19 protein-coding genes and 1 tRNA gene are annotated in these 22,648 nt (G+C 61.4%); 7 read left to right on the top strand and 13 right to left on the bottom strand.

Annotation, left to right across the window (positions count from 1 at the left end; all coding sequences use genetic code 11):
* Positions 1-102 precede the first annotated feature (102 nt).
* Positions 103-1,857, top strand: coding sequence for a long-chain fatty acid--CoA ligase (locus tag IPM16_05580; protein ID MBK9122580.1), 1,755 nt, complete (start codon positions 103-105; stop codon positions 1,855-1,857).
* Here IPM16_05580 and IPM16_05575 read toward each other — a convergent pair.
* A complete protein-coding gene (locus IPM16_05575) occupies positions 1,854-2,414 on the bottom strand; it encodes a hypothetical protein (GenBank protein ID MBK9122579.1) in 561 nt (186 codons plus the stop codon). The genes IPM16_05580 and IPM16_05575 overlap by 4 nt on opposite strands.
* A 105-nt stretch (positions 2,415-2,519) precedes the next feature.
* Between IPM16_05575 and IPM16_05570 the strand changes: the two genes are divergently transcribed.
* Positions 2,520-3,824: a hypothetical protein gene (locus IPM16_05570; protein MBK9122578.1), complete on the top strand. Its 1,305-nt coding sequence runs from the start codon at positions 2,520-2,522 to the stop codon at positions 3,822-3,824.
* 45 nt (positions 3,825-3,869) lie between these two features.
* Here IPM16_05570 and IPM16_05565 read toward each other — a convergent pair.
* Positions 3,870-3,942: transfer RNA gene (locus IPM16_05565), tRNA-Arg, on the bottom strand.
* 47 nt (positions 3,943-3,989) lie between these two features.
* Positions 3,990-5,285, bottom strand: coding sequence for a phosphopyruvate hydratase (eno, locus tag IPM16_05560; protein ID MBK9122577.1), 1,296 nt, complete (start codon positions 5,283-5,285; stop codon positions 3,990-3,992).
* A 145-nt stretch (positions 5,286-5,430) separates the two neighbouring features.
* Here eno and IPM16_05555 point away from each other — a divergent pair, with 145 nt between their 5' ends.
* Together IPM16_05555 and mnmA are read left to right on the top strand one after the other, a co-directional pair.
* Positions 5,431-6,621 carry a cysteine desulfurase gene (locus tag IPM16_05555; GenBank protein ID MBK9122576.1) on the top strand — a complete coding sequence of 397 codons (1,191 nt, stop codon included), beginning with the start codon at positions 5,431-5,433 and terminating at the stop codon, positions 6,619-6,621.
* Between the two features lie 45 nt (positions 6,622-6,666).
* Entirely contained in the window at positions 6,667-7,785 is a 1,119-nt protein-coding gene (gene mnmA, locus IPM16_05550; protein ID MBK9122575.1) for a tRNA 2-thiouridine(34) synthase MnmA, read from the top strand.
* On the opposite strand, the gene IPM16_05545 is transcribed toward mnmA, so the two are convergent.
* From IPM16_05545 to IPM16_05505, 9 genes are all read right to left on the bottom strand, one after another.
* Positions 7,768-8,595: a prepilin peptidase gene (locus IPM16_05545; protein ID MBK9122574.1), complete on the bottom strand. Its 828-nt coding sequence runs from the start codon at positions 8,593-8,595 to the stop codon at positions 7,768-7,770. The two genes, mnmA and IPM16_05545, sit on opposite strands and share 18 nt — an antisense overlap.
* 11 nt (positions 8,596-8,606) lie before the next feature.
* Entirely contained in the window at positions 8,607-9,140 is a 534-nt protein-coding gene (locus IPM16_05540) for a M67 family metallopeptidase (protein ID MBK9122573.1), read from the bottom strand.
* Positions 9,137-9,517 (bottom strand): hypothetical protein, encoded by a 381-nt coding sequence (locus IPM16_05535; GenBank protein ID MBK9122572.1) that lies wholly within the window; start codon positions 9,515-9,517, stop codon positions 9,137-9,139. Before IPM16_05535 ends, IPM16_05540 begins: the two co-directional genes overlap by 4 nt.
* Complete coding sequence (locus IPM16_05530) at positions 9,518-9,952, bottom strand: ACT domain-containing protein (protein MBK9122571.1); 435 nt, start codon at positions 9,950-9,952, stop codon at positions 9,518-9,520.
* A 6-nt stretch (positions 9,953-9,958) separates the two neighbouring features.
* A complete protein-coding gene (locus IPM16_05525; GenBank protein MBK9122570.1) occupies positions 9,959-10,801 on the bottom strand; it encodes a hypothetical protein in 843 nt (280 codons plus the stop codon).
* A 24-nt stretch (positions 10,802-10,825) separates the two neighbouring features.
* A complete protein-coding gene (locus IPM16_05520) occupies positions 10,826-11,572 on the bottom strand; it encodes an NERD domain-containing protein (GenBank protein ID MBK9122569.1) in 747 nt (248 codons plus the stop codon).
* Positions 11,573-11,584: 12 nt separating this feature from the next.
* Entirely contained in the window at positions 11,585-12,631 is a 1,047-nt protein-coding gene (locus IPM16_05515; protein ID MBK9122568.1) for a hypothetical protein, read from the bottom strand.
* 63 nt (positions 12,632-12,694) lie between these two features.
* Positions 12,695-14,677, bottom strand: a complete 1,983-nt coding sequence (locus tag IPM16_05510) for a S9 family peptidase (protein ID MBK9122567.1) — start codon at positions 14,675-14,677, stop codon at positions 12,695-12,697.
* Complete coding sequence (locus tag IPM16_05505) at positions 14,674-15,936, bottom strand: aminotransferase class III-fold pyridoxal phosphate-dependent enzyme (protein ID MBK9122566.1); 1,263 nt, start codon at positions 15,934-15,936, stop codon at positions 14,674-14,676. The genes IPM16_05510 and IPM16_05505 overlap by 4 nt, the downstream gene beginning before the upstream one ends.
* Before the next feature lie 248 nt (positions 15,937-16,184).
* Here IPM16_05505 and mutS point away from each other — a divergent pair, with 248 nt between their 5' ends.
* Genes mutS through IPM16_05490 form a run of 3 tightly spaced genes read left to right on the top strand, consistent with a single transcriptional unit; the run spans position 16,185 to position 21,058 of the window.
* The gene (gene mutS / locus IPM16_05500) at positions 16,185-18,782 is read left to right on the top strand and encodes a DNA mismatch repair protein MutS (protein MBK9122565.1); all 2,598 of its coding nucleotides are present in this window, start codon (positions 16,185-16,187) and stop codon (positions 18,780-18,782) included.
* Positions 18,783-18,812: 30 nt separating this feature from the next.
* Positions 18,813-19,706: a bifunctional 5,10-methylenetetrahydrofolate dehydrogenase/5,10-methenyltetrahydrofolate cyclohydrolase gene (locus IPM16_05495; protein ID MBK9122564.1), complete on the top strand. Its 894-nt coding sequence runs from the start codon at positions 18,813-18,815 to the stop codon at positions 19,704-19,706.
* Positions 19,703-21,058 (top strand): 8-oxoguanine deaminase, encoded by a 1,356-nt coding sequence (locus IPM16_05490; GenBank protein ID MBK9122563.1) that lies wholly within the window; start codon positions 19,703-19,705, stop codon positions 21,056-21,058. Before IPM16_05495 ends, IPM16_05490 begins: the two co-directional genes overlap by 4 nt.
* 202 nt (positions 21,059-21,260) lie before the next feature.
* On the opposite strand, the gene yqeC is transcribed toward IPM16_05490, so the two are convergent.
* The gene (gene yqeC / locus IPM16_05485) at positions 21,261-22,619 is read right to left on the bottom strand and encodes a putative selenium-dependent hydroxylase accessory protein YqeC (protein MBK9122562.1); all 1,359 of its coding nucleotides are present in this window, start codon (positions 22,617-22,619) and stop codon (positions 21,261-21,263) included.
* Positions 22,620-22,648 lie beyond the last annotated feature (29 nt).

Here is a 22,648-nt window from a genome sequence, read left to right as displayed (position 1 = left end):
TGGGAGTCGTTTACGAAGGCGGTCAATTGGCCTATACTCAGTGCCAAATTCAGGTGGGGCTTCTGCGCCATCAACACAAGAGAAACGGAGTTCATAACACGTATGACTACCTACGCTGACCGACCGTGGCTCAAGCTCTACCACGAGAAAACGCCGCACACGCTGAATTACCCTGACGTCCCGCTGCATCACTTCGTGCAGGAAACGGCGAAACGCCTCCCCAATCACCCCGCATTGATCACGAGCGCGCACCTACCCTTGATCGGTCGCGTCGCGTCGAACCTGAGCTACGGCGAACTCGACCGCCAGTCGGATGCATTGGCGTGTGCGCTTGTTGACCTTGGGCTAAAGAAGGGCGATCGTGTTGCCCTCATGATGCCCAACATCGCGGCGTTCGTCATCGCATTCTTTGCCGTGCTCAAGGCCGGCGGCGCGGTAGCGGCCGCAAACCCGACCTACCCCGCCGATCGACTCGAGTATCAGCTCAAAGACTGTGGCGCCGAGATCATCATTACGATGAGCATGTTCTACAAAGTCGTCAAACGTGCTCAGCCAAAGACGCATATCAAGACTGTCATCGTCACCAACGTCAAAGAATACCTTCCGCCCCTCGCGAGAGTCCTGTTCCAGATCGCACGCGAGAAGAAAGACGGACACTTTATCGAATCGCTGCCGAGCGGAGACGTTTGGCTGCAGGACTTGCTCACGGCGTATGCAGGGAAAAAGCCGAGCGTTACTGTCAAGCCTGCCGACATCGCGTTGTTCCAGTACACCGGCGGCACGACCGGGGTTTCCAAAGCAGCAGTCGCTACCCACGCGAATCTTGTCGCCAACATGCTTCAGCAGGAATCGTTTCTGGCGGTCGACGGCGTACCCGGCGAACAGGAGACATTCCTCGGCGCGATCCCGTTCTTCCACGTGTTCGGCATGGTCGCCGTATTGGCGATGGCCGCCAAGCTGGGATCGACCATTGTGCTGGTCCCAAATGCGCGCGAGATCAACGAGGTGGTGGACTGTATCCACAAGTTCAAGCCTACGCTGTTCCACGGCGTCCCCGCGTTGTACAACGCCATCAACACCCATCCGAAGGTGCAGTCTGGCGAACTCAGCCTGCGCTCTGTACGCGCATGTCTGAGCGGGTCGGCGCCGCTGCCGCCTTCGATCAAGGTCGAGTTCGAGCGCCTGAGCGGCGGCACGCTGCTTGAAGGTTTCGGCATGAGCGAAGCGCCAACGGCGACCCACGTCAACCCGCTTCGAGGCGAGAACCGCGTCGGTTCAATCGGTCTGCCGCTGCCGGATACCGACATGCGCATCGTCAGCCTTGACGACGGCGAGACGGACGTGCCAGTCGGCGAGGTCGGTGAACTGCTGATGGCCGGCCCACAGATCATGCTTGGATATCACAACATGCCGGACGAGACGGTCAAGGTCTTGCGCGAACACAACGGCAAGACGTGGCTGTATACGGGCGATATTGCCCGCATGGATGAGGACGGTTACTTCTACATCGTCGATCGCAAGAAGGATATGGCCCTCATCGGCGGGTTCAACGTATACCCGAATGCGATCGAAAAGGTGCTCAAGAATCATCCCGCCGTGGCAGAGGTTGGTGTAGCGGCAGTGCCGCACCCTGAGAAGGCCGGGCAGGAGACGCTCAAGGCGTGGGTTGTCAAAGCCGAAGGCGCTGAGGTTACGGAGGCAGACCTCATCCAGTTTGCAGGCGAACACCTTGCCCCGTACGAAGTGCCGCGCCGCATCTCGTTTATCGACGAGCTGCCAAAGTCGGCCGTTGGCAAGACCCTTCGCCGCGAGCTGGTTCGACTCGAGATGGAATCGCGCGGCAAGTCGGCGAACTAGCGCGCTGTCTCCTCGACGGCATACGTGCCCCGGTAGAACGCTCGCGCCGGGGCACGATTGATATACCACACCACATATAGCGGAATGAGCACGGTTGTCACCAGCACGCCGCATAGCAGCTGACGCACGAGGTCGTCGGCGGAGCTGATGCCGGCGGAGATGTCGCTGCGCGCCAACAGCGTGCGGGCAGTCACGTACGCGGTTACGCCTGCATACAGAAGCACCGCTGCCGTGAATGCAGTACGGATTCCACGCGGACGCCCGCGCCAGGCGAAGATTGCCAGAACCAGAAATACGCCGGCGGCAACCGTCTGCACGATCAACTCCGACTCGCCAACGAGCACAAACGAACCACCGGACGCGCCTGCTGTCAGCTCCTGCCCGTCGACGACAATGGGTGAGTCGATCTGGCTGATGCGTTCCTGCAACCCTACTTGTACGATGAGCTGAAACATCGGCAGGACGACATACAGCCCCACGCTCAGGATAATCGCAAGTGAGAGCCCCAGCGGACGGCCGGGTTTCGTCTCGGTATTGCCTTCGGGTTGACTTGTCACTTATGCAGCCTCTTACAATCCAGAAACGTGAAGTGTGACAAAATCTGAGCGACGCGCTATAATCGACCTCGTAAGTTCGCAAGCTTTAGTAGGGATAAGTGAGCCGTGATCGAGACCAAGATACACGATATCATCGGCAAGTTTCGCGAGTACTCTGAACACGCTCGCGTCGTTATTCTACAGCCTGACAGCAAGTATCGCACCGCGCTGACTGCAGCGCTCCTTAACGATTCGGATCTGACGACGCTTTACGTGCCATTCTCTTCCGAAACGTTCGACGAAGTCACCCTATTCGACCGGATTGTTGATAGCCTGAGCGCACAGACATCCAGCTTTGGCATCCATGCGAGCGCCGCAAATGCCATGATCGGCAAGAACATGGGCGCGTTTCGTAAAGCGGCGATCGAGGGACTGCTCAAGGACTTCGAGCAGGTCGAGGGCGACCGCATCGTCCTGATCCTGGACGACTACGACTTCGCCGCAGCGACCGACAGCACGATCCGCTTCCTCGAAGAGCTGATCGTCAAGTTCCCCGACCGCTACATCACCGTATTCAATGGCCGGTCACAGCCTCGCTTCCCATGGGTATCGCTGATCGCTCAAACGCGCGCCATCATCCTCGATGACGACCGCGTCGTGACGCAAGCGGTGCAGCACAGCCCCGAGGCACCGACCGGACGGCTCGACATCTTCGCGCTCGGCCCCGGCTTCGTGTTCTTCAACGACGAATTGATTACGGATTGGGAGGGCCACCTGCCGCGCCTGCTGCTGTTCTTCGCGGTCGATCGCGGTGTCATCACCCGCGACGACTTCCACCGGGCGTTTTGGGGGGACTTGTCCGATGCGCAGGCTACCAACGTGTTTCATGTTACCAAACGCAGGCTGCATCGCGCCTTCGATTTCGAGGTACTGGAACACCAAAACGGCACCTATCGAATCAAGCCAAGCCTGCTCATCAACTACGATGCGTTCGAGTGGACACAAGCTCTGATCCGCGCACGCGACCTGTCCAACGAACATCCGGAAGTTGACTATCAGCGCGTCCTCGACCTGTACCGCGGGCCATTCTTGAAGGGCCACGACGATCACTGGATCCTCACTCGCAGACAGGATATTCAGGCTGGCTACCTCGAGGCGGTTCGGTTCCTTGCAGAGCGGTTTGAAGCCAGATACGACGCCGACCCCAATCACAATCAGTCGGCCATCGAGAAGGCGGTCGCGCTTTATCGCGAAGCCCTTCGAGAAGTACCGGAAAGCATCGAATTGGGCGCGGACACGGCGGAACTGCTCGTGCGACTTGGGCGGCGACCTGAGGCGGTCGAGGTGCTTGCCGAACTCGAGATACGTGTGCCGGCGGCCAAGCGCGACCCGCGCGTAAAGGCAATCGTCAAAGCGATGAAATCGGTTTAAATGAACAAGGCCGGGCGTGCTGCCCGGCCTTCGTTTCTTCCACTGTACCCCCGGTAGGGATCGAACCTACGACCTTTCGCTTAGAAGGCGACTGCTCTATCCACTGAGCTACGGGGGCGTCAGACGGATTGTAAAGCGGCCGCTGGCTGGGGTCAAGAAGCCGCCCTAGTCGAGCGCCATCCCCAAGTTCGGAAAAGCGGCACGTCCGGCATACGTTGCGGCCGATCCCAACTGCTCTTCAATGCGAAGCAGTTGATTGTACTTTGCCACGCGGTCGGTACGGGCCGGTGCGCCGGTCTTGATCTGTCCAGCGTTCATCGCTACGGCAAGGTCGGAAATCGTGCTGTCTTCCGTCTCGCCGCTGCGGTGGCTAGTCACGACCGTCCAGCCGTGCCGCTGGCTCATCTGCGCTGCCGCTAGGGCCTCGGTCAGCGAACCGATCTGGTTGACTTTGAACAGCAGCGAATTGGCGGCCTTCTCCTTGATCGCGCGCTTGACGCGTTCGGTGTTCGTGACCAACAGGTCGTCGCCGACGATCTGTACCCGATTGCCGATAGCGGCGACGAGCCGGCTCCAGTTGGCCCAGTCATTCTCTGCGAGGCCGTCTTCCAGCGAGATAATCGGGTACCGGGATGCCCAATCGGCCCAGAACTCGACCATCTCTTCACCCGAGAGCGACTTGCCCTCAATCTCGAGGTGATACTTGCCATCCTTGTAGATCTCCGAGGTCGCCGGGTCAAGTGCAATGAAGACCTGGTCCCCTGCGCTGTACCCTGCCGATGCGATCGCTTCCATAATGACGTCGAGTGCCGCCTGATTGCTGCCGAGGCTCGGCGCAAAGCCGCCTTCGTCGCCGACAGTTGTGCCGTGTCCTTTCTTGTGCAGCAGTTTCTTGAGCGCCTGATAGATCTCCACGCCCATCTGGAGCGCCTCGGCGAACGAGCCAGCGCCGACCGGCATCACCATGAACTCCTGAAAGTCGGTGCTGCCAATCGCGTGCTTCCCGCCGTTCATGATGTTCATCATCGGAACCGGCAGCACGTGCGCATGAATGCCCCCCAAGTACGCGTAGAGCGGCAGCCCAACACTGGTTGCGGCAGCGCGCGCCACGGCCATGCTGACGCCGAGAATCGCGTTCGCACCCAGCTTGCTCTTGGTCGGCGTTCCGTCCAAATCGAGCATCGCCTGGTCAACCGCGACCTGATTGAACGGGTCTGTGCCGGCGAGTGCTTGTGCGAGCACAGAGTTTACCGACTCAACGGCCTTAAGGACGCCTTTGCCGCCGTAACGCTTGCTATCACCGTCACGAAGTTCGAGCGCCTCGTGCTCGCCGGTGCTAGCGCCGCTCGGCACGATCGCCCGGCCAAGCGTACCATCGGTCAGTCGAACGTCGACCTCGACCGTGGGGTTGCCGCGGGAATCCAGGACCTCGCGGCCGTGAATGTGCTGAATTGCGACCATATACACTCGCTCCTCAATAAACCGAAACGCAATGATCAGGACTATACACCTCCGGCGCATCATACGCTATTGGACAAACTATCCTGACATTCGAATTGGTTCAGGGGTACAATGCGAACAGCCAGAGGGAAATGAGGGTTACAAAATGGCCGCACGCCGTGACGTCTACCTTGATCACTCGGCGTCGACACCGGTCGATCCGCGCGTCCTAGAGGCGATGGCACCTTACTTCAGCGAGGTGTATGGCAACTCGTCATCGTCGCACAGCTACGGCCGCAAGGCCGAGGCCGCGATCGAGCGTGCCCGCGAGAAGGTTTCCAGCGTTCTCCGCTGTAAGTCGTCGGAGATCGTGTTCACCAGCGGCGGGTCAGAGAGCGACAACCTCGCGATTCGCGGTGCTGCATGGACAGCGCGCGCTCAGGGCAAGGGAACACACCTCGTTACGACGCCCGTCGAGCACAGCGCGGTTACCGCGACCGTGAAGCAGCTTGCCGCGATGCAGGGCTTCGGCATGAAGCTGATCCCGGTCAGCCGGACAGGGCAAGTGGACGTCGAGGACTTTGTTTCGACACTGACTGCCGAAACCACAGTCGCCAGCGTCATCTACGCCAATAACGAGATCGGTACGATTGCTCCCATCCCGCAGCTTGCAGAGGCAGCGCGCGATCGCGGGGTCGTGTTTCATACCGACGCCGTGCAGGCCGCAGGTCAGCTTTCGCTCGACGTCAACGTGCTTGGTGTAGACATGATGTCTTTGAGCGCGCACAAGTTCTACGGTCCCAAAGGCGTCGGAGCGCTGTATGTCCGTGAGGGTGTCGAGCTTTCGCCGGCGCAGTCTGGTGGAAGCCACGAACGCGGATTGCGCGCCGGCACCCACAACACGCCCTTCATCGTCGGCATGGCTGAGGCGCTTCGCATCGCGTATGAAGAACACGCCGATCGTGTCGAACACCTGCGCCGATGTCGCGATGCGATCATCGATCGTGTACTCGCCGAGGTGCCTGACTCCATCCTCACGGGCGAACACGAACATCGCCTGCCCTCGCACGCGAGCTTCGTGTTTCCGGGCGTCGACAGTTCGCAGCTTCTAATGCACCTCGACATGCGCGGCGTCGCGGCCAGCGGCGGCAGCGCGTGCAAAACCGGCAGTCCCGAGCCATCATCCGTGCTGCTGGCGTTGGGCCTTAGTGAAGATGAGGCGATCGGGAGCCTGCGTTTATCGGTCGGCGTCCACACCACGCTCGACGATGTCGAGTACGCGGTCGGCGCGGTCAAAGAGAGCGTGAGCCGCTTGCGCAGTCTTCCCTCGCACCTGCGCTCGGCCCGAGTATCGTAAGGTCGCGCGGCATCGCGCCGCGCAAGTTGTATTGCACTGAGGAATATGAGTACTAATCCCAAGCGTGTTGTCGTCGCCATGAGCGGCGGAGTCGACAGTTCAGTCGCAGCGGCGCTGCTGGTCGAGCAGGGTTACGATGTCGTCGGAATGATGATGCGTCTGTGGGCCGAGCCGTCTATGGACGAAGCGTGCTCTACCCACAATCGCTGCTGCACTCCCGGCCAACTGGACGACGCACGCCGGATCGCTGACCAACTCCGCATCCCGTTCTACGTTCTCGACACCCGTGACGTGTTCAAGGCGTCGATTGTCGATTTCTTCATCGAACAGCACCGTGCCGGCGTCACGCCCAATCCGTGTATCGAGTGCAATCGCAGCATCCGTTTCGACTGGCTGTATTCGCACGCCATGGCGCTCGACGCCGACTTCCTCGCCACCGGCCACTACGCGCGGGTCGTGCAGTCGGGGGACGGCTACGCTCTCGAACAAGCCGTGGATGAAGCGAAGGATCAGAGCTATGTGCTGAGCGTGCTGTCGCAGGAGCAGCTCGCGCATGTCCTGTTCCCGTGCGGCGACTACACCAAGCCGCAAATCCGCGAGCTTGCCGCGCGCTTCGGTCTACCGACGGCCAGCAAAAACGACAGTCAGGATCTGTGCTTCCTTGGCGATGGCGACTACCGCCGGTTTCTGAAGGAAAACGCGCCCGAACTGATGCAGCCCGGGCCAATCGTACTACGTGACGGCACCATCGTCGGCGAACACAGCGGCGTCGCCAACTACACCATCGGCCAGCGCAAGGGCCTGCATGTGTATGCATCAGAGCCCATGTATGTGATCGCAGTCAATCCGTATCGCAACGCCGTCGTGATCGGCCCGCGCGAGCAGCTCGGGCACGACACGCTAACCGCCAGCCGCGTGAGTTGGATCGCCGGACGTCCTCCATCAAACGAGCCGTTTCGCGCTCAGGTCAAAATTCGGTACAAGGCGCGCCCCGCATCAGCGATCGTCACACCGCTTGGCACGGATCGATTTAGCGTCGTGTTTGACGCTCCGGTGCGCGACATCACGCCCGGTCAGGGCGCGGTGATCTACGATGGACCGCGAGTTCTTGGCGTTGGGATCATCGAGCGCCATCCCGAGCTAGAGCTAGAAGCCGCCCAGTAGCAGCCCGCCGACCTGCGTCGGGAACAATATCATGACGAGAGCGCCGGCAACGATGTACGGCCCGTACGGCAGCGCCGTGAACGCACTGTAGCGCGTTCCCAAGAGCCGCCGCGACACGATGAACAACAGCGCTCCCAGCGCTCCGAGGATAATCGTGATGTACATGCTGAACAGGAAAAGCCGCCATCCGATCAACAGGCCGACAACACTAGCCAACATCACGTCGCCATAGCCGAACGCGACCTCCTTGATTTCGCGGCCGCGCCGTTTGCTCATGATGCGCGTAAACAGAAATCCGCCTTGATACAGCAGGAAGAAGACACCGTAGCCGACGAGTCCGCCGATCAGCGATTCGACGATCGCTGGCGGAGCATTGTTCTGCGTAAGGAGCGCATCGAGAATCGCCACGACGACGAACGGGTTAATCACGGCAAACAGGATCAGCTTGTGTTCGATGTCGATGACCGTGACTAACACTAGCGCTGTCACATGAAAGAGCCAGAAAACGAGCTGAAGATCGGAATAGTCCGCCCGCTGCCGCGCGGCCGAGACAGTCAGCAGCATGAGGAGCACAAGCGCGATCTCCGTGACTGGATGTCGCCACGACAGCGCCGAGCCCCCTGACGAACGACGCTGTCCGGTTAGGAACGCCGTGACACCCAGCCACGCGGTCACGGGCCTCGGCTCACCGTCCGGATAATGTGGAAGCTGCGGGCGAATACGCCTCGGCAGATCGTCGCTCAACGCATTGACAACAGCGCCAGCAACCAGGCCGATGACAATTACGAGCAGCACGCTCACAGCATCCATTTGTGTTCCCCCTACGGTACGACAGGCGGCGGCAGCAGCGTCACCGCAGTTGCGACGACCACCGCCGCAGCAATCACGGCAGCCATAACAAGCACCGCCCGCTGAACAAATGAATAGGCAGGGCGGTCGCTTTCCACCGGGCGGATATCGCCGACGTGCAGTTCGACGCGCTCGACTCGACCGTATGCGACCTTCCACGCGGCCAGAGCGTAGCTGTCGCGGTCTCGCCCGGCGATCAACATCACGCTATCAGGATAGCCCCAATCTGCGATGTCGCGGCGTGAAGGAATCGCCGGACCATTCGGGTGCGAATGATAAATCGCCTGCAGCTGCTCGCCGTCTGCGACCGCGCGCATCAAGGCAGTCGCAAGTTCGCTGGGATCGGCAGCATATCCGGTCTGTGGGCTAGGATCGATGTTCGTCAGAGGCACGCGGCGGGGCGCATGTCCCGCACGGCCGAGCAGCACCCCACACGCTTCGTTCGGAGCGTTGTCCCTCGCCTGCGCGACGATGCCCCGCGCGACATCGGGCGTCAACCAAATCACCGCGTATCCCCGCTGTCACCATCGATTTCGGGGATGAGAAACCCGACGACCTGCGAGTCGTGAACAGGATTGCGCGTTTCATAGAAAAGCTCGACGGTTAGCGCGTAAGCACCGGCAGGCTCGTCTATTCCGCGCAGATGCATAGTGAACTCCATGTTCGCGTGCATCGTCTCGATGACGTCTAGCTCGGCAATCAAGTTGTCGTGGTCGTCGTGCAGCGTGAGGAGTAGGTTCGGCCGCTCAAGAAACGGCGTCACCTTAATTTCAACCCAGACCCGGAACCGATCGGGGTACGGCACTGCCTGAACTGACTCGATCTTCACTCGGTCGCGGGGCTGCGGTGTGCCGCCCTGATCAAACAGCGGGATTTCAACCATTTAGGCGTTCTCGATCAACGACTTCAGCGCAGCGATGGCGTCGTCATATTGCGATGCGCGCACCAGGAGATGGTCGCGGCTGTACGCGCCGAACGGCAGAATGCTCACACCTGCGCGCGCGACGGCTGCACTGACGGCGGCCATAAAGCCGACGAGATCCGGCGGCAGCACAACATCAAAGGTAATCAGGCGGTAGCGTGCAGACTCCATCGTGGCGCCGTGCAGACGGCCGGCGAATTCCTCGACAGCTTCTTCCGGCACAATCAACGTCACTTCATACCGATCGACAATCATGGCACAGAACGGCGATCCAACCTCAGCCACGATGCCGGCCGCCACCGTCACCGCGCCTGCCGGAAAGCGGATCAGCCGGTATGACTCATCATCTCCGGCTAGTATTGTTTGTTGAAGCGCCTCTCGTGTGGTCCTGATCATGGCGTCCTACTCATCGAAGTGATATGTAGACTCAGCATAATAGCGCACCCCACGATTCGCAAACTTGCGATGCATCCAGCCTTGAAGCGCCGCATTCTTCGCGTCCAGCGATTGGTCAGGATCCCGCAGTGCCGACAACGGATAATCCAATTTCACAGCCCGCCCGTGTACGATGTGCCGGCTGATACCCGGCGGCAAGTACGCACCTGTTACTGCAGCTTCGATGATCTCCGCCGGGGAAAACAGGGGAAACAGCACGGCAAACGCCGCATCTGGAAAGTCCGTGAATGCCTGGACTGGATCGCTGTGTGCCGTTCGATTCAGCGTGCCGCGCTGCTGGTACAGGTGAACGACCTCGCGCAAGAGCGCCCGCCGGTCCCGTATGCTCGACGTAGCGGCGACGAGGACGTGGCGTGCCCCGTCCGTCTTCACGAGCGTTGCAAGCGGTCGCTCTGCCGCGTCTGAGCCAACGGCCACGCCTTCAAGGCCGCCCACGAGCAGCAGGAGCCCGTCACATGACAGATCAGATACGACGTGATTCCATACACCGAGCTCAAGCCAGGGCGTGTCGTACTCGACAACTTGCACCAGGATGTGCGGCAAACCCAACTCGGTGAAGCAATACACACGGTTCGAGCCGTCCAACACGACCAGATCCGACGACCCATCAATCGGCGCGGCAATCACCGGATTGGTGAAGACCTCAGCCGATCGCAGTCGTTCCAGCAGTGGAAGCGCTCGCTGGCTGTCGTGATCTTCGTGCGGGCGAAGGGCCGCCACGGGAACGATGCGCAGATCGGGCGTCGGCGCAGTCTCTGCCGCTGTCGCGTGTGCTCGCTGCCTTGCCACGTCGGAAATCCCGGCCACGCGCACCTATTTCTTTCCGCGAAGCGTCTTGTTCTCGAACTCAGCAATCTGTTCGGGTGTAAGCGTATGCTCCGTCTTCGGGAGCCCTTTGATCCACTCCTTGAGGTTCGGACTGCGCTTGTTGCTGATGTGCAGAACCGCCACGGTTGGTTCGAATACCTCGAACTCGGCACGCGGGTCGATGAACAGGACGACTGGATACACCGGCACGTCCGGGTTGATGTCCGACAGGAGTTTGTCAACGTGCTGCGCGGCGATCTGCGCGTCCAGTGACGGACTTCCGATTCCATCCATCCGCATGATGCTCAAGACGCGGCTGAACGCCCCTCGCGCCGATGACCATTTGTCACCATGGGCGCGGTACTTGCCGTCCTGAAAGCGCGTGACCATTGCCATCACCCCTGCCTGTGTGATCAGCACGTGCCGCGCCGGAAAGTGATAGAAGTTGTACAGCACCGCCGACTTGCCAATTCCCTTGAGGTTGTCTTCGAGCATCCGTTCAGGCCGGGGCTGGCGCACCCACATGTTAGTCATGCGGATCGAAAACACGGTCGCGATAAATGCCACCGGCAGCAGGACGGCCGGCAACACCAGCGACACCAGCAGCACGCTGTCCTCCGACATCCCTTCGGTCAGGAACGGGCTGTTGAGCAGGAAGAACGACGCGATAATGACCACCAGCGTGACGATGAACAGTCGTCCCGACCAAGCCTTGTTGCGCTTTACGAGTGATTCGTTCGTCTCAATTCGCATCGACGTCTCAGCCTATCGCGGCGTGAAGAGCGAAACGAAACCGGCATGCGTCATTTCGGCGCACACCACCGCACCGAAGCGGACAGTCGGCAGAATACGCCACTCGCGCGGGGCGCCGTACGCCAGACCGATCACCGCATCCTCGACCTGCTTGTCACGCGGGCGAACGCAGTGCGTGACCGGGTACGGGTACGGCACCAGGCCCGATTCGATGCCAAAAACGTAGACGTCGTACAACGGACCTCGCTGTTTGTAGCCAGTGGGTTCCTTGGGTAGCAGCCCTTCCCCGACTTCGCGACAGTACAGATCGATGGCGTCCTGATAGGTCACGATCACGTCCGCGCTGTCAAACGTCACGTTCGAGCACACCGGGTACTGCGCCATCACCGACAGATTCGTGTTTGGATCACCGACGATCTGGCGAATACCGGCGGTTGTGCCGAGGTTGGTCGTAGGCGTCGAGCCGTCGGTGACGATCTCTGCAGTGATGCGAGCGACACCGTTCATCGTGATGTTCACCGGCGCGCTGCCGTCGGATGGACCGAATACGGCGGCACTCCCAAGGTTGGCAAGGTCGAACGTACCACCCGGCGTCCAGCCCCAGTACGTCAGCACCGAACTGCCCTGCGTATCGGCGCGGAACTCGAAGTCGACCGGCAGATAAAAACCCACCCACAGGAACGGGCGCTTGACCTCAATCGCCGGGTCAAAATCGACGTTGAACACACCTGCCGCGTCAATGGTGACTGTCTTGCGGGCGAGAAGTGTCGCGTTTCGCGGCGAACCGCCGTCGGCGTCTTCGTAGATGACTGCCTCGACCGGCACGCCCGGGCGCGGCGTCCGCACACTGATACTGATGCGATCAACCAAGACGGGTGTCTGGATGCTGCGCGCCGTCAGGTCAAAGCCGTTGATCACCAGCGACGCCTCGCCGCTGATGAACCAGATTGTGCTCGCCGTACCGGTGTTGTTCGTCAGTACCGTGTCGCCAGCGTAGACGGTTGTGCCTACCGCCAATACACCAATCAGGGCAACAATCGTCAGCACTCGTTTCAGCATGTATCGTGTCCTCCGCTCTTGAGCCGTCGATTCTAGGCTATTCGGTCGGATACTTCAACGCGGTCACTCTTTCCTGATCCAGCGATCGAACCACTCGACGATCCTCTGCAAGCGGTCGATACGGTGTTTGGGCTCGCCATTTCGGCTCAACTCATGCCCTTCGCGCGGATAGCGCACGAATTCCACCGGCGTCCCGCTGCGTCGGACGACCGTGAACAACTGCTCGGCTTCGCTAATCGCCACCCGAAAGTCGTTCTCGCTGTGAATGATCAGCAGCGGTGTCTTGATTCGGTGCGCGTGCGCCAGCGGCGAGTTCTCCCACAGCCACGGGCCGTTTTCCCACAGTTCGACGCCAAACTCGTTCTGGATGAACGACGGGATGTCGGTCGTCCCCGTAAAGCTCAGCAGATTGTAGACGCCGCGCTCTGCTACAGCCGCCTTGAACCGGTGATCGTGCGCGACCGTCCACGCGGTCATGTAACCACCGTACGAGCCGCCCATCACAACAACGCGATCAGCCTCGATCACATCGGTCTTGAGGACCGTCTCCAGCCCGGCGATCAGGTCGGAATACGCGAGCGGACCCCATTTGCCCTCAATCGCCTGCTGAAACGCGTCGCCGTAACCTGCGCTTCCGCGCGGATTGCCGAAGTAGACGGCATAGCCCGCTGCCGCGACCGCCTGCCAATTCGCCCATTCGCCCTCATAGTGCGGGCTCCACATGATGTGCGGGCCGCCGTGGATGTCCCACACGAGCGGAACGCGCGTGCCCTGCTTGTAGCCGACCGGCAGCAGCAGCCACCCGTCCAATTCAACGCCGGACTCCGGCGACCACGTCAGGTGTTGGAAGCGCGCGAATTCCGTCGAATCGACAAGCTCGCCGTTGAAGCGCGTGAGTCTGCGTTCGATATCCGTGTGCCGCACGTACAGCTCACAGAGCGCTGAAGCGTCGAACGCCGCATAGGCCACAAGGCCATTGGCGGCAGCATCAAAGCGATCGGCGCGGAACTCGCCCTTTATGCGCGGCGACAGGTCGCCCGGTTGTGGATCGTAGGCATAAATCGTGGACACGCCTCGTGTCTGCGCGCTGAAGTACAGCACGTCACCCGCCCACGCGAACGACGCGGGCAGCAGGTCGGCCTCGAGGCTAATGTCTCGGACGTCGCCCGATGCCGTATCCTGTACGGCGAGGCTCGAATAACGGATCGCCATCTTCTCGTTCGGGTGGCGCATGTAGGCGATCCAGCGGCCCGATGCCGACGGAAGCGGTCGGTCCGCGGCGTGAGACGCGTCCGTGAGCTGTTCGAGCGCCGACGTTTCAACTTCGATGCGAAAGGCTCGCGACTGCCGGAAGGGTTCATCGCCGCCCGGTTGTTCGGCGCGCGCCGTGTACAACCAACGTCCATCCGGAGACCATACCGGCTCGGCGTATGATGCGTCCTCGCCGGTCAGTCGGCGCGGCTTGGCTGGTGGTGCGTCCTCGGCAGAAAACGGCATGACGTACACCTGCGCGAACCGATCCGTGTTGTATGTGGTTCCGGTGCGGTATGGCAGCACGCGAATCGTACGGGGGTCGGTCTTCTTCTGGTCGGCGTCATCGGCCGGCTTCGGCGCGTTTTCGGGGTCATCTTCGTGCGCTCGTTCGTCGGCATTGAGGCTTGACACGAACGCGAGCTGAGACCCGTCTGGCGACCATGCGGGAGCCGACGCGCCGTTCGGCATCGCCGTCACCGCCCGCGACTCTCCCGGGCGGGTCATGTCAAACACATGAATCTGCGGCTTGTCGCCCCGGCCTGACGCAAACGCGAGCCAGCGTCCATCCGGCGACCACCGCGGCTGCGTATCCTTGCCGGAGCGGGTCAGCGCGTAGAGGTCCGCGCCGTCGACTGACGCAACCCAGATGTTGCGCAGATACGTATTCTTTTCGAGGTCGGCACTGACGCGGACGAACGCGACCCACTTGGCGTCCGGGCTGATACGCGGGTCTTCGACCGAATTGATTCGGACAAGATCTGCTGCTTTGTACGGCACCTTGTCTGGCATCACGCTTGGCCCCGGTGTGCTAGCTGATCCCAGTGGGCCTCTTCGATTTCCGAGATCGCGCGCTCGATGATGTCGAGTCCCATCTCGAACTCGTCCCGCCGGATGACCAGCGGCGGCGCAATGCGCAGCGTGCTCGTCCCTGCCGCCAGCGTAATCAATCCGTTGGCATAACACAGGTCGACGATTTCATCGCGGAATTTGGCGAGCGGCTCGCCATTAGGCCCAGTGAACTCGATTCCGATCATCAGCCCGCGGCCGTCCACCCGCTGTATCGACGGATGCGCCGCCTTGAAGGCGGACAGGCGCTCAAGCCCATAGGCGCCCAACGACGCGGCATGGACCAGCAAGCCGTCTTCTTCGATGACGTCCAACGTAGCCAGTGCTGCCGCACATGCGACCGGATTGCCGCCGAACGTACTGGCATGCGCACCCGGTACCCACTTCCCCATGACGTCGCGATGCGCGATGATGCCGCCGATCGGCAGGCCGCTGCCGAGGCCTTTGGCCGTGCACACGATGTCCGGCTCGACACCGTAATGCTCGACCCCCCACCACTTGCCGGTGCGGCCAATACCCGACTGAATCTCATCGACGATAAGCAGGATGCCGTGCCGGTCGCACATGGCGCGCAGCTTCGGGAAGAAGTCGTCGCGGGGCGTCATGTAGCCGCCTTCACCCTGAATCGGCTCCACGAGAACCGCGGCGACCTCCTGCGCAGGCAGCTTGCGTTTGAGCACGAAATCCTCGATGTACTGAACCGTGTCGCCCCAATCGTAACTGTCCTGCTTGGCACGCTCGGTGTAATGCTTGCCGGGATACGGCACGTGCTCGACGCCGCCGGGGATGTGTGTGTAGTGTGCGCGCTGGACGTACTTGCTCGCCGTCACGGACAACGAACCCATGCTGCGGCCGTGGAAACTGCCGTAGAAGCCGATCACGTACTGGCGGCCTTGATAGCGCGCTAGTTTGAGCGCGGCTTCAACCGCCTCGGTGCCGCTGTTGCCGAAGTACACCAGCTTGTCGGACGGATCGGCTGCGTTCTGGATCGGCGTGATCTGCTGGAGCCGTTCGGCAAGGGCAATCTGCTGCGGGCAGAAAAAGTCGGTCGCGCCGATGTGCCCGTACTTCTGAATTTGTCGTGTCACTGCCTCAACCACACGCGGATGCGCATGACCCGTCGCCAGCACGGCAATTCCTGCCGCAAAGTCAAGATATTGATTGCCGTCGACGTCCCAGATGGTCGATCCTTTGCCGTGACTCATGACGAAGCCGTAGGACCGGGTATAGGACGGCGACAGCGTTTCATGGTCGCGGGCCACGAGCGAGCGCGACTGCGTGCTCGGTTCCCGGAACACGAAACCTAGTTCCTTAATCGTTGACGACACACTGTTGCTCCAAGCTGCAAGAAGATCAACCTATAGCGGGAGTATACCGGAGCACCGTCGCCTATCCTAGCCCGTGCGCTGGTGTTACAATCCGGACGGATCATCCGCGACCCCAACGTAACTACATGGCCAAAGTCACTCCAATTCGCCAGCAGTATCTCGATATCAAGGCGCAGCATCCTGACGCGATCCTGATGTTCCGCCTTGGCGACTTCTACGAGATGTTCGACAGCGACGCGGAAATCGCTGCGCGCGAGCTGGACCTAACGCTAACCGGCCGCAACTTCAGCAGCGAGGGCCCGCGCGTTCCGATGGCCGGCGTACCGTATCACGCGGCCGAGGGCTACGTCGCCAAACTCGTCGAGCGCGGCTATCACGTCGCAATCTGCGATCAGATCAGCGAACCCGACGGCAAGGGGCCGGTCGACCGCGCGGTTACGCGGGTCGTCACGCCGGGAACCGTTATAGAACCGGGCATGCTGGCCGACAACCGCCCCAACTACCTGATGGCAATTGTCCCCATCGGCCGGCCGGCCGAGCGCGAGTGGAAGAGCGCAGGGGTTGCTTATGTCGACGTCTCGACTGGCGAATTTGCCACGACTCAGATCAACGGCGAAGATGCTGCGGTTCAGGTTCTCGAAGAGCTGACCCGCCTTTCCCCGTCCGAGGTTATCATGCCTCAGACGTGGGCCGAACTTGGAGTCTCGCTGCCACCGGGCAGCAGCCTTACGCCCCAGCAGGACTGGGTTTTCGAGTTCGCGTCGGCACAACAAACGCTGCTCAACCACTTCGGCGCTCGCTCGCTCGACAGCTATGGCCTAACCGACTTGCCAAACGCCGTGTGCGCGGCGGGCGCGATCATCCACTACGTGCGCCAGACTCACCGTGGCAGCCTTGCCCACCTCACGAGCCTGCGCCCCTACTCCACACAAGGGTTCATGGTGCTCGACGCCTTTACGCGGCGAAACCTCGAACTGGTCGAGACCGCGCGCAGCCGCACGACTAAGGGCAGCTTGCTATCCGTGCTCGACCGCACCGTGACGCCGATGGGCGCGCGCCTGCTGCACGGATGGGTCAATCAGCCCCTGCTCGACCTTCAACGGTTGAACGCGCGCCTAGATGCTGTCGAAGCCCTCACCCAAGACGAGACGGTACGTGCCTACCTGCGCGACCAGCTTCGCACCGTGTCCGACATCGAACGCCTGACGAACCGCTTGCTCATCGGCCGCGCCGGTCCGCGCGACCTGCTGGGATTGGCCGTCAGCCTCAAAGCTGTCCCTGCCCTGCGCGAGGCTATCTCCGGCGCGTCCGCATTCGAGGCATTGGTCAATACGCTCGACCCGGTTACAGAAGTCGTCGAACTAATCGAACGAGCGATTCCGGAAGACGCGCCGGCCCGCCCCGACGCGATCGGTACGATCAAGCCGGGATTCTCGGAAGAACTCGATGCGATTCTCGCCTCAAGCCGCGACGCCCGCGATTGGATCTCCAACCTCGAACCGTACGAACGCGAGCGCACCGGTATCTCGTCGCTCAAGGTCGGCTTTAACAAGGTCTTCGGCTACTACATCGAGGTCACGCACGCCAACACGGCAAAAGTGCCCGACGATTACATCCGTAAGCAGACGATGGTCAACGCCGAGCGGTATATCACGCCAGACCTGAAGGAGTACGAAGCGCTGGTCCTCAACGCCGAGGAGCAGATTCTCAGCGTCGAGCGTCAGGTGTTTCAGGCGCTGTGCGAGGAAATCGGCGGGCACTCGCGCGCGCTGCTTAAGACAGCCCGCGCAATCGCCCATCTGGATGTTCTGGTTGCACTGGCGGACGTGGCCGTGCGCGAAGGATACTGCCGGCCCCAGTTGACGGACGACGATCGCCTCATCATCCACGATGGCCGTCACCCCGTGGTCGAACGCACGCTGCCCGGGGGCACGCGCTATGTCCCCAACGATACCCATTTCGACAGCATGTCGCGCGTGCACATCATCACCGGGCCGAACATGGCCGGCAAGTCGACGTACATCCGGCAGGTCGCGCTGATCGTCCTGCTCGCGCAGATCGGCAGTTTCGTCCCAGCCGACGAGGCGATCATCGGGCTGGTCGACCGCATCTTCGCGCGTATCGGCGCGCAGGACGAGATCCATGCGGGGCAATCGACGTTCATGGTCGAGATGGTCGAGACAGCGCGTCTGCTCACCGGCTCGACGCGCCGCAGTCTGCTCATCCTCGACGAGGTAGGCCGCGGCACGTCGACGTATGACGGCATGGCGATCGCCCGAGCCGTGGTCGAGTACATTCACAACCACCCGCGCCTTAACTGCCGCACGCTGTTCGCCACGCACTATCACGAACTGACCGAACTCCCCAACATCTTGCCACGCACGCGCAACTACAACGTCGCCGCCGTCGAGGACCACGGCGAACTTGTGTTTCTGCACAAGCTCATGGAAGGCGGAGCCGACCGCAGCTACGGCGTACATGTCGCGCAGATTGCAGGCTTGCCCAAACCGGTGATCGACCGTGCCGAACAGCTTCTGCGCGAACTTGAAGAACGCGGCAGCGACTTCAAGGTTCGCAAGGCCGCGCCAGCAAAGCAGTTCAGTTTCTTCGAAACCCACGAGAATCCGGCAATTGACGCGATTCGCACGCTCAACATCGACGAGTTGTCGCCGATCGAGGCGCTCACGAAGCTCTACGAACTGCGCCGCTTGGCCGGTGACTAGCAGCTGCCGCACAACCAGACAGGAGACCCCATGACGGCAAAGATCATCGACGGAAACCCGATCGCTGAGCGCATCCGCGAGCAGATCGCCCACGACGCACAGTCGTTTCAGACTCAGCACGGCTACCCGCCCGGCCTCGGCGTCGTTCTCGTGGGGGACGATCCGGCCTCGCAGATGTACGTGCGGATGAAGCGGCGGGCGTGCGAACGCGTCGGTGTCGCCAGCTACGCGCACGTGCTTCCGGCTGACGCGTCGCAGGAAGATGTCGAATCGGCCGTAAGCCAGCTCAACGACGACCCGAAAGTGCACGGAATCCTCGTTCAACTTCCGCTCCCCAAGCACATTGACGAGGAGCGCGTACTCCAGATCATCCGCGTCGAAAAGGATGCCGATGGCGCCCACCCGCTCAACATCGGCAGGCTGGCGATGAAGGGCCGCACGCCGATGTTCCTCCCTGCTACGCCGGCCGGCATTATGGTCATCCTGCACGACCTCGGTGTCGAACTGAGCGGCGCGAATGCCGTGGTCATCGGGCGCAGCAACATCGTTGGCATGCCGATTGCGCTGCTGCTGATGGAAGCCAACGCCACGGTCACGATGTGCCACAGTCGCACCAAGAACCTGCAAGACTACTTGGCGCGGGCAGATGTCGTCGTTGCCGCTGTGGGCCGCCCGAATTATGTCAGCGGCGCGTGGCTCAAGCCCGGCTGTACGGTGATCGATGTCGGGACCAATAAAGTCGAAGATCCATCGACGGACAAGGGTTACCGCTATGTCGGCGACGTCGATCTCGAGTCGGCGCGTGACGTCGTCGGCGCCATCACACAGGTGCCCGGCGGCGTCGGCCCGCTGACGATCACGATGCTGATTCAGCAGACTGTGAAGGCGGCATTCAACCAAACCGGCGGAGGCGCGCAGACATGACAACCACCCTCCTCTCTCCGATCCACACGCTTGTGACGATGGATGCGACGCGCACTGAAATCCGAAATGCCGCACTGTTGATTCGCGACAATGCCGTCGAAGCGATCGGCGCACCGGATGACTTCCGAGACACGACTGTCGACCGCACGATCAGACTCGACCGGCACATCGTCACGCCGGGGCTGATCAACACTCACCATCACATGTTCCAAAACCTGACCCGCGTGGTGGCGCAGGAGAACGAGTTGTTCGGATGGCTGACCACGCTGTACAAGATCTGGCATGGTCTGACGCCCGACATGATTCGTGTGTCGACGCAGATGGCGATCGCCGAATTGATGCTTTCGGGATGTACGACCAGCAGTGATCACCTCTACCTGTACTTGAACGGTGCACGCATCGACGATGAGATCGAGGCCGCGCGCGATATGGGATTCCGCTTTCATCCCACGCGCGGATCGATGAGCGTCGGCGAGTCGTTGGGTGGGCTTCCGCCCGACTCGCTGTGCGAGCCTGAGCCGCACATCCTGCGCGACACGCAGCGCGCTATCGAGACGTTTCACGATCCCGACCGCTTCGCCATGACTAGGGTGGGGATCGCACCGACCGCGCCGTTCAATGTCTCGCAAGACCTGATGCGCGAGGCAGCGACGATGGCGCGCGCGTTGGGCGTCCGCTTGCACACGCACCTCGCAGAGAACGTCAGCGACATCGACTACAGCCTCGAACACTTCGGTATGCGTCCGGGCGAATACGCCGAAAGCGTGGGCTGGGTCGGCGATGACGTTTGGCATGCGCACTGTGTTCAGCTTGACTCGAACGAAATCGACTTATTCGCGCGGACCGGAACCGGTGTCGCGCACTGTCCGTGTTCGAACGCTCGCCTCGCGTCAGGAATTGCTCCCATCGCACAGATGTTGACCAAGGGCGTCCCAGTCGGCCTCGGTGTCGACGGATCGGCATCGAACGACAGCGGTCACTTGTTGGATGAGGCTCGGCAAGCCCTGCTGATGCAGCGTGCTGTGTCGGCCAACCCTGCCGCAATGAGTGCGCGCACGGCGCTCGAACTCGCCACACTGGGTGGCGCATTGGTGTTAGGCCGCGATGACATCGGCGCGCTTGCCCCCGCCATGGCAGCAGACCTCGCCGCGTTCCGCATCGACACGGTGCCAATGGCAGGCACGTCCATCGACCCTGTCGCTGCGCTCATCTTGTCTGGCCCGCACCGCGCCGACATGGTGATGATCAATGGGCGGGTCGTCGTCGCGGACGGTCAAGTCGTCCCCGTGGATCTGCCTGTGCTGCTGGAACGCCACGCGAAAGCGTCAGCCGAGTTGTTCAAGAACGCTTGAGTTCACACGAACGGCAATGAACACCGTTTTCCTACAGCGAAACGCCGCACGTGACTCTGACCGCTTCACGCATCGCGTCCCACACTGCCCTTATGCCGGTTTTCGAACGCTGGCAATCAGAATCTCAGGCCTCGAGGAATTCAGCGCGTGCCGGGACTGACATGCACTCATCACTCAACACTCAGCATTCTCAACTTCTTGCCTAGCGGCGGCGTTCGCCGCGGTCGATACCGCGATCGCGGTCGTAATCCTGCGGTGTGTCGATGTCGCGCAAAATGCTGTCGTTGTCGATCTCGACGTAGTGAATGTGATCCGCGAACCGATCGAAGAACACGCGCGGCGTCGTGCTTGGCCCGAGGCTTATGATTTCGTTCCAGTAGCGCCGCCCGATCAAGACCGGATGCCCGCGCCGCATATCGTAACTCGGCACGATCAACTCGTGCTGCGCCTCGGCATGGGTCAGCACGATTCGATTGACGACGCGGGTCTGAAGTGCCGGCTGATCGCCCAGCACCATGAGAGCCGCCGCCGTGTGCGCCGGCATCGCTGCAAGGCCGGTCTTGAGCGACGACAGCATCTCGCCCGTCTTATATGCCCGGTTGTTGACAACCGTTACGTCCCATGGTGCGAGAACGGCTTTGACTTCCTTAGCGTTGTGCCCGGTTACCACCACGATCGGGTCGACGCGCGCCTTGATCAACTGCTCGACGATGTGCTCGATGATCGTGCGGTTGTCACGCCACGGCAGCAGCTGCTTCGGCTGACCCATTCGGGTCGACATTCCGGCCGCCAGCACGACCGCACCGACGGGGCGCTGGACTTCTCGCACGGGTTCGTGTCCACGGACCTCACCCAACGCGACAGCGTGCAGGGTGCTGTGCCGAAGCGCGATCTTCGCCGCGATACGTGCCCGCACCCGGTTGTACGGGGTCATTGGAGTCTGGTTGAAGAACGCGATTGTGCGAACTCCGCGCGGCACACCGGACATGCCAAGTTGTTCGTCTCGTATGACCTGCGCAATCCATGACGGGCGGATGGAGCCGTTGAGGGGAAAACCACAGCGATCAATCATCGCTTGCGCGTTGTAGACGTTCTCATCGTTGAGGGCCTGCCCGACCGCGGCAAACGACGCGACAGGGATCACCAACGTCGTCGCCTTGGGAAGCTGTGGCTCGCCATTATGAGGCGCCTTCAACGGCAGTCCTGCTGCAGTGTCGGCCTCTACCAGCATCACATCCGAGTCGATCCGATCAAGCAGCGCGTCGAGCAGCCCGGGATCCACGGCCAGCGCCCGCTTGCGGACAATGCCGCCGTGAAGCACTACGAAACGCACCTCACTCAGAGTGCGCGACACGGTCGCAGGGTCGGTTTCCGCATGAAGCGCCGCAGGGAATAGGGAGAGCTGCTCCTCTGGAACTGGAACCGTCGCAGCAGCGAGTACCCGCCACCCTGCCTCCGCGAGTTCGTAGCCGATACCGACCAACAGGGACGTCTTGCCGCCAGCGCCGATTAGCGAGACGACCGCGCCCTTCTCAATGCCAAACGCATCGGTAAATTTCATGGTTGGAGTCGAGCCGATAAGCCGTGCGC

This window comes from Candidatus Flexicrinis affinis, assembly GCA_016716525.1.
GTDB lineage: Bacteria > Chloroflexota > Anaerolineae > Aggregatilineales > Phototrophicaceae > Flexicrinis > Flexicrinis affinis.
The sequence above is the reverse complement of the archived record's forward strand: the minus strand, read 5'-3'. Positions and strand labels throughout refer to the sequence as shown.

What these genes read in the sequence shown, in the direction of transcription:
- IPM16_05580 (MBK9122580.1), top strand. Translation starts at nt 103, where the DNA reads ATGACTACCTACGCTGACCGACCGTGGCTCAAGCTCTACCACGAGAAA.
- eno (MBK9122577.1), bottom strand. Translation starts at nt 5,285, where the DNA reads ATGGTCGCAATTCAGCACATTCACGGCCGCGAGGTCCTGGATTCCCGC.
- IPM16_05555 (MBK9122576.1), top strand. Translation starts at nt 5,431, where the DNA reads ATGGCCGCACGCCGTGACGTCTACCTTGATCACTCGGCGTCGACACCG.
- mnmA (MBK9122575.1), top strand. Translation starts at nt 6,667, where the DNA reads ATGAGTACTAATCCCAAGCGTGTTGTCGTCGCCATGAGCGGCGGAGTC.
- IPM16_05545 (MBK9122574.1), bottom strand. Translation starts at nt 8,595, where the DNA reads ATGGATGCTGTGAGCGTGCTGCTCGTAATTGTCATCGGCCTGGTTGCT.
- IPM16_05535 (MBK9122572.1), bottom strand. Translation starts at nt 9,517, where the DNA reads ATGGTTGAAATCCCGCTGTTTGATCAGGGCGGCACACCGCAGCCCCGC.
- IPM16_05530 (MBK9122571.1), bottom strand. Translation starts at nt 9,952, where the DNA reads ATGATCAGGACCACACGAGAGGCGCTTCAACAAACAATACTAGCCGGA.
- IPM16_05520 (MBK9122569.1), bottom strand. Translation starts at nt 11,572, where the DNA reads ATGCGAATTGAGACGAACGAATCACTCGTAAAGCGCAACAAGGCTTGG.
- IPM16_05515 (MBK9122568.1), bottom strand. Translation starts at nt 12,631, where the DNA reads ATGCTGAAACGAGTGCTGACGATTGTTGCCCTGATTGGTGTATTGGCG.
- IPM16_05505 (MBK9122566.1), bottom strand. Translation starts at nt 15,936, where the DNA reads ATGAGTCACGGCAAAGGATCGACCATCTGGGACGTCGACGGCAATCAA.
- mutS (MBK9122565.1), top strand. Translation starts at nt 16,185, where the DNA reads ATGGCCAAAGTCACTCCAATTCGCCAGCAGTATCTCGATATCAAGGCG.
- IPM16_05495 (MBK9122564.1), top strand. Translation starts at nt 18,813, where the DNA reads ATGACGGCAAAGATCATCGACGGAAACCCGATCGCTGAGCGCATCCGC.
- IPM16_05490 (MBK9122563.1), top strand. Translation starts at nt 19,703, where the DNA reads ATGACAACCACCCTCCTCTCTCCGATCCACACGCTTGTGACGATGGAT.
- yqeC (MBK9122562.1), bottom strand. Translation starts at nt 22,619, where the DNA reads ATGAAATTTACCGATGCGTTTGGCATTGAGAAGGGCGCGGTCGTCTCG.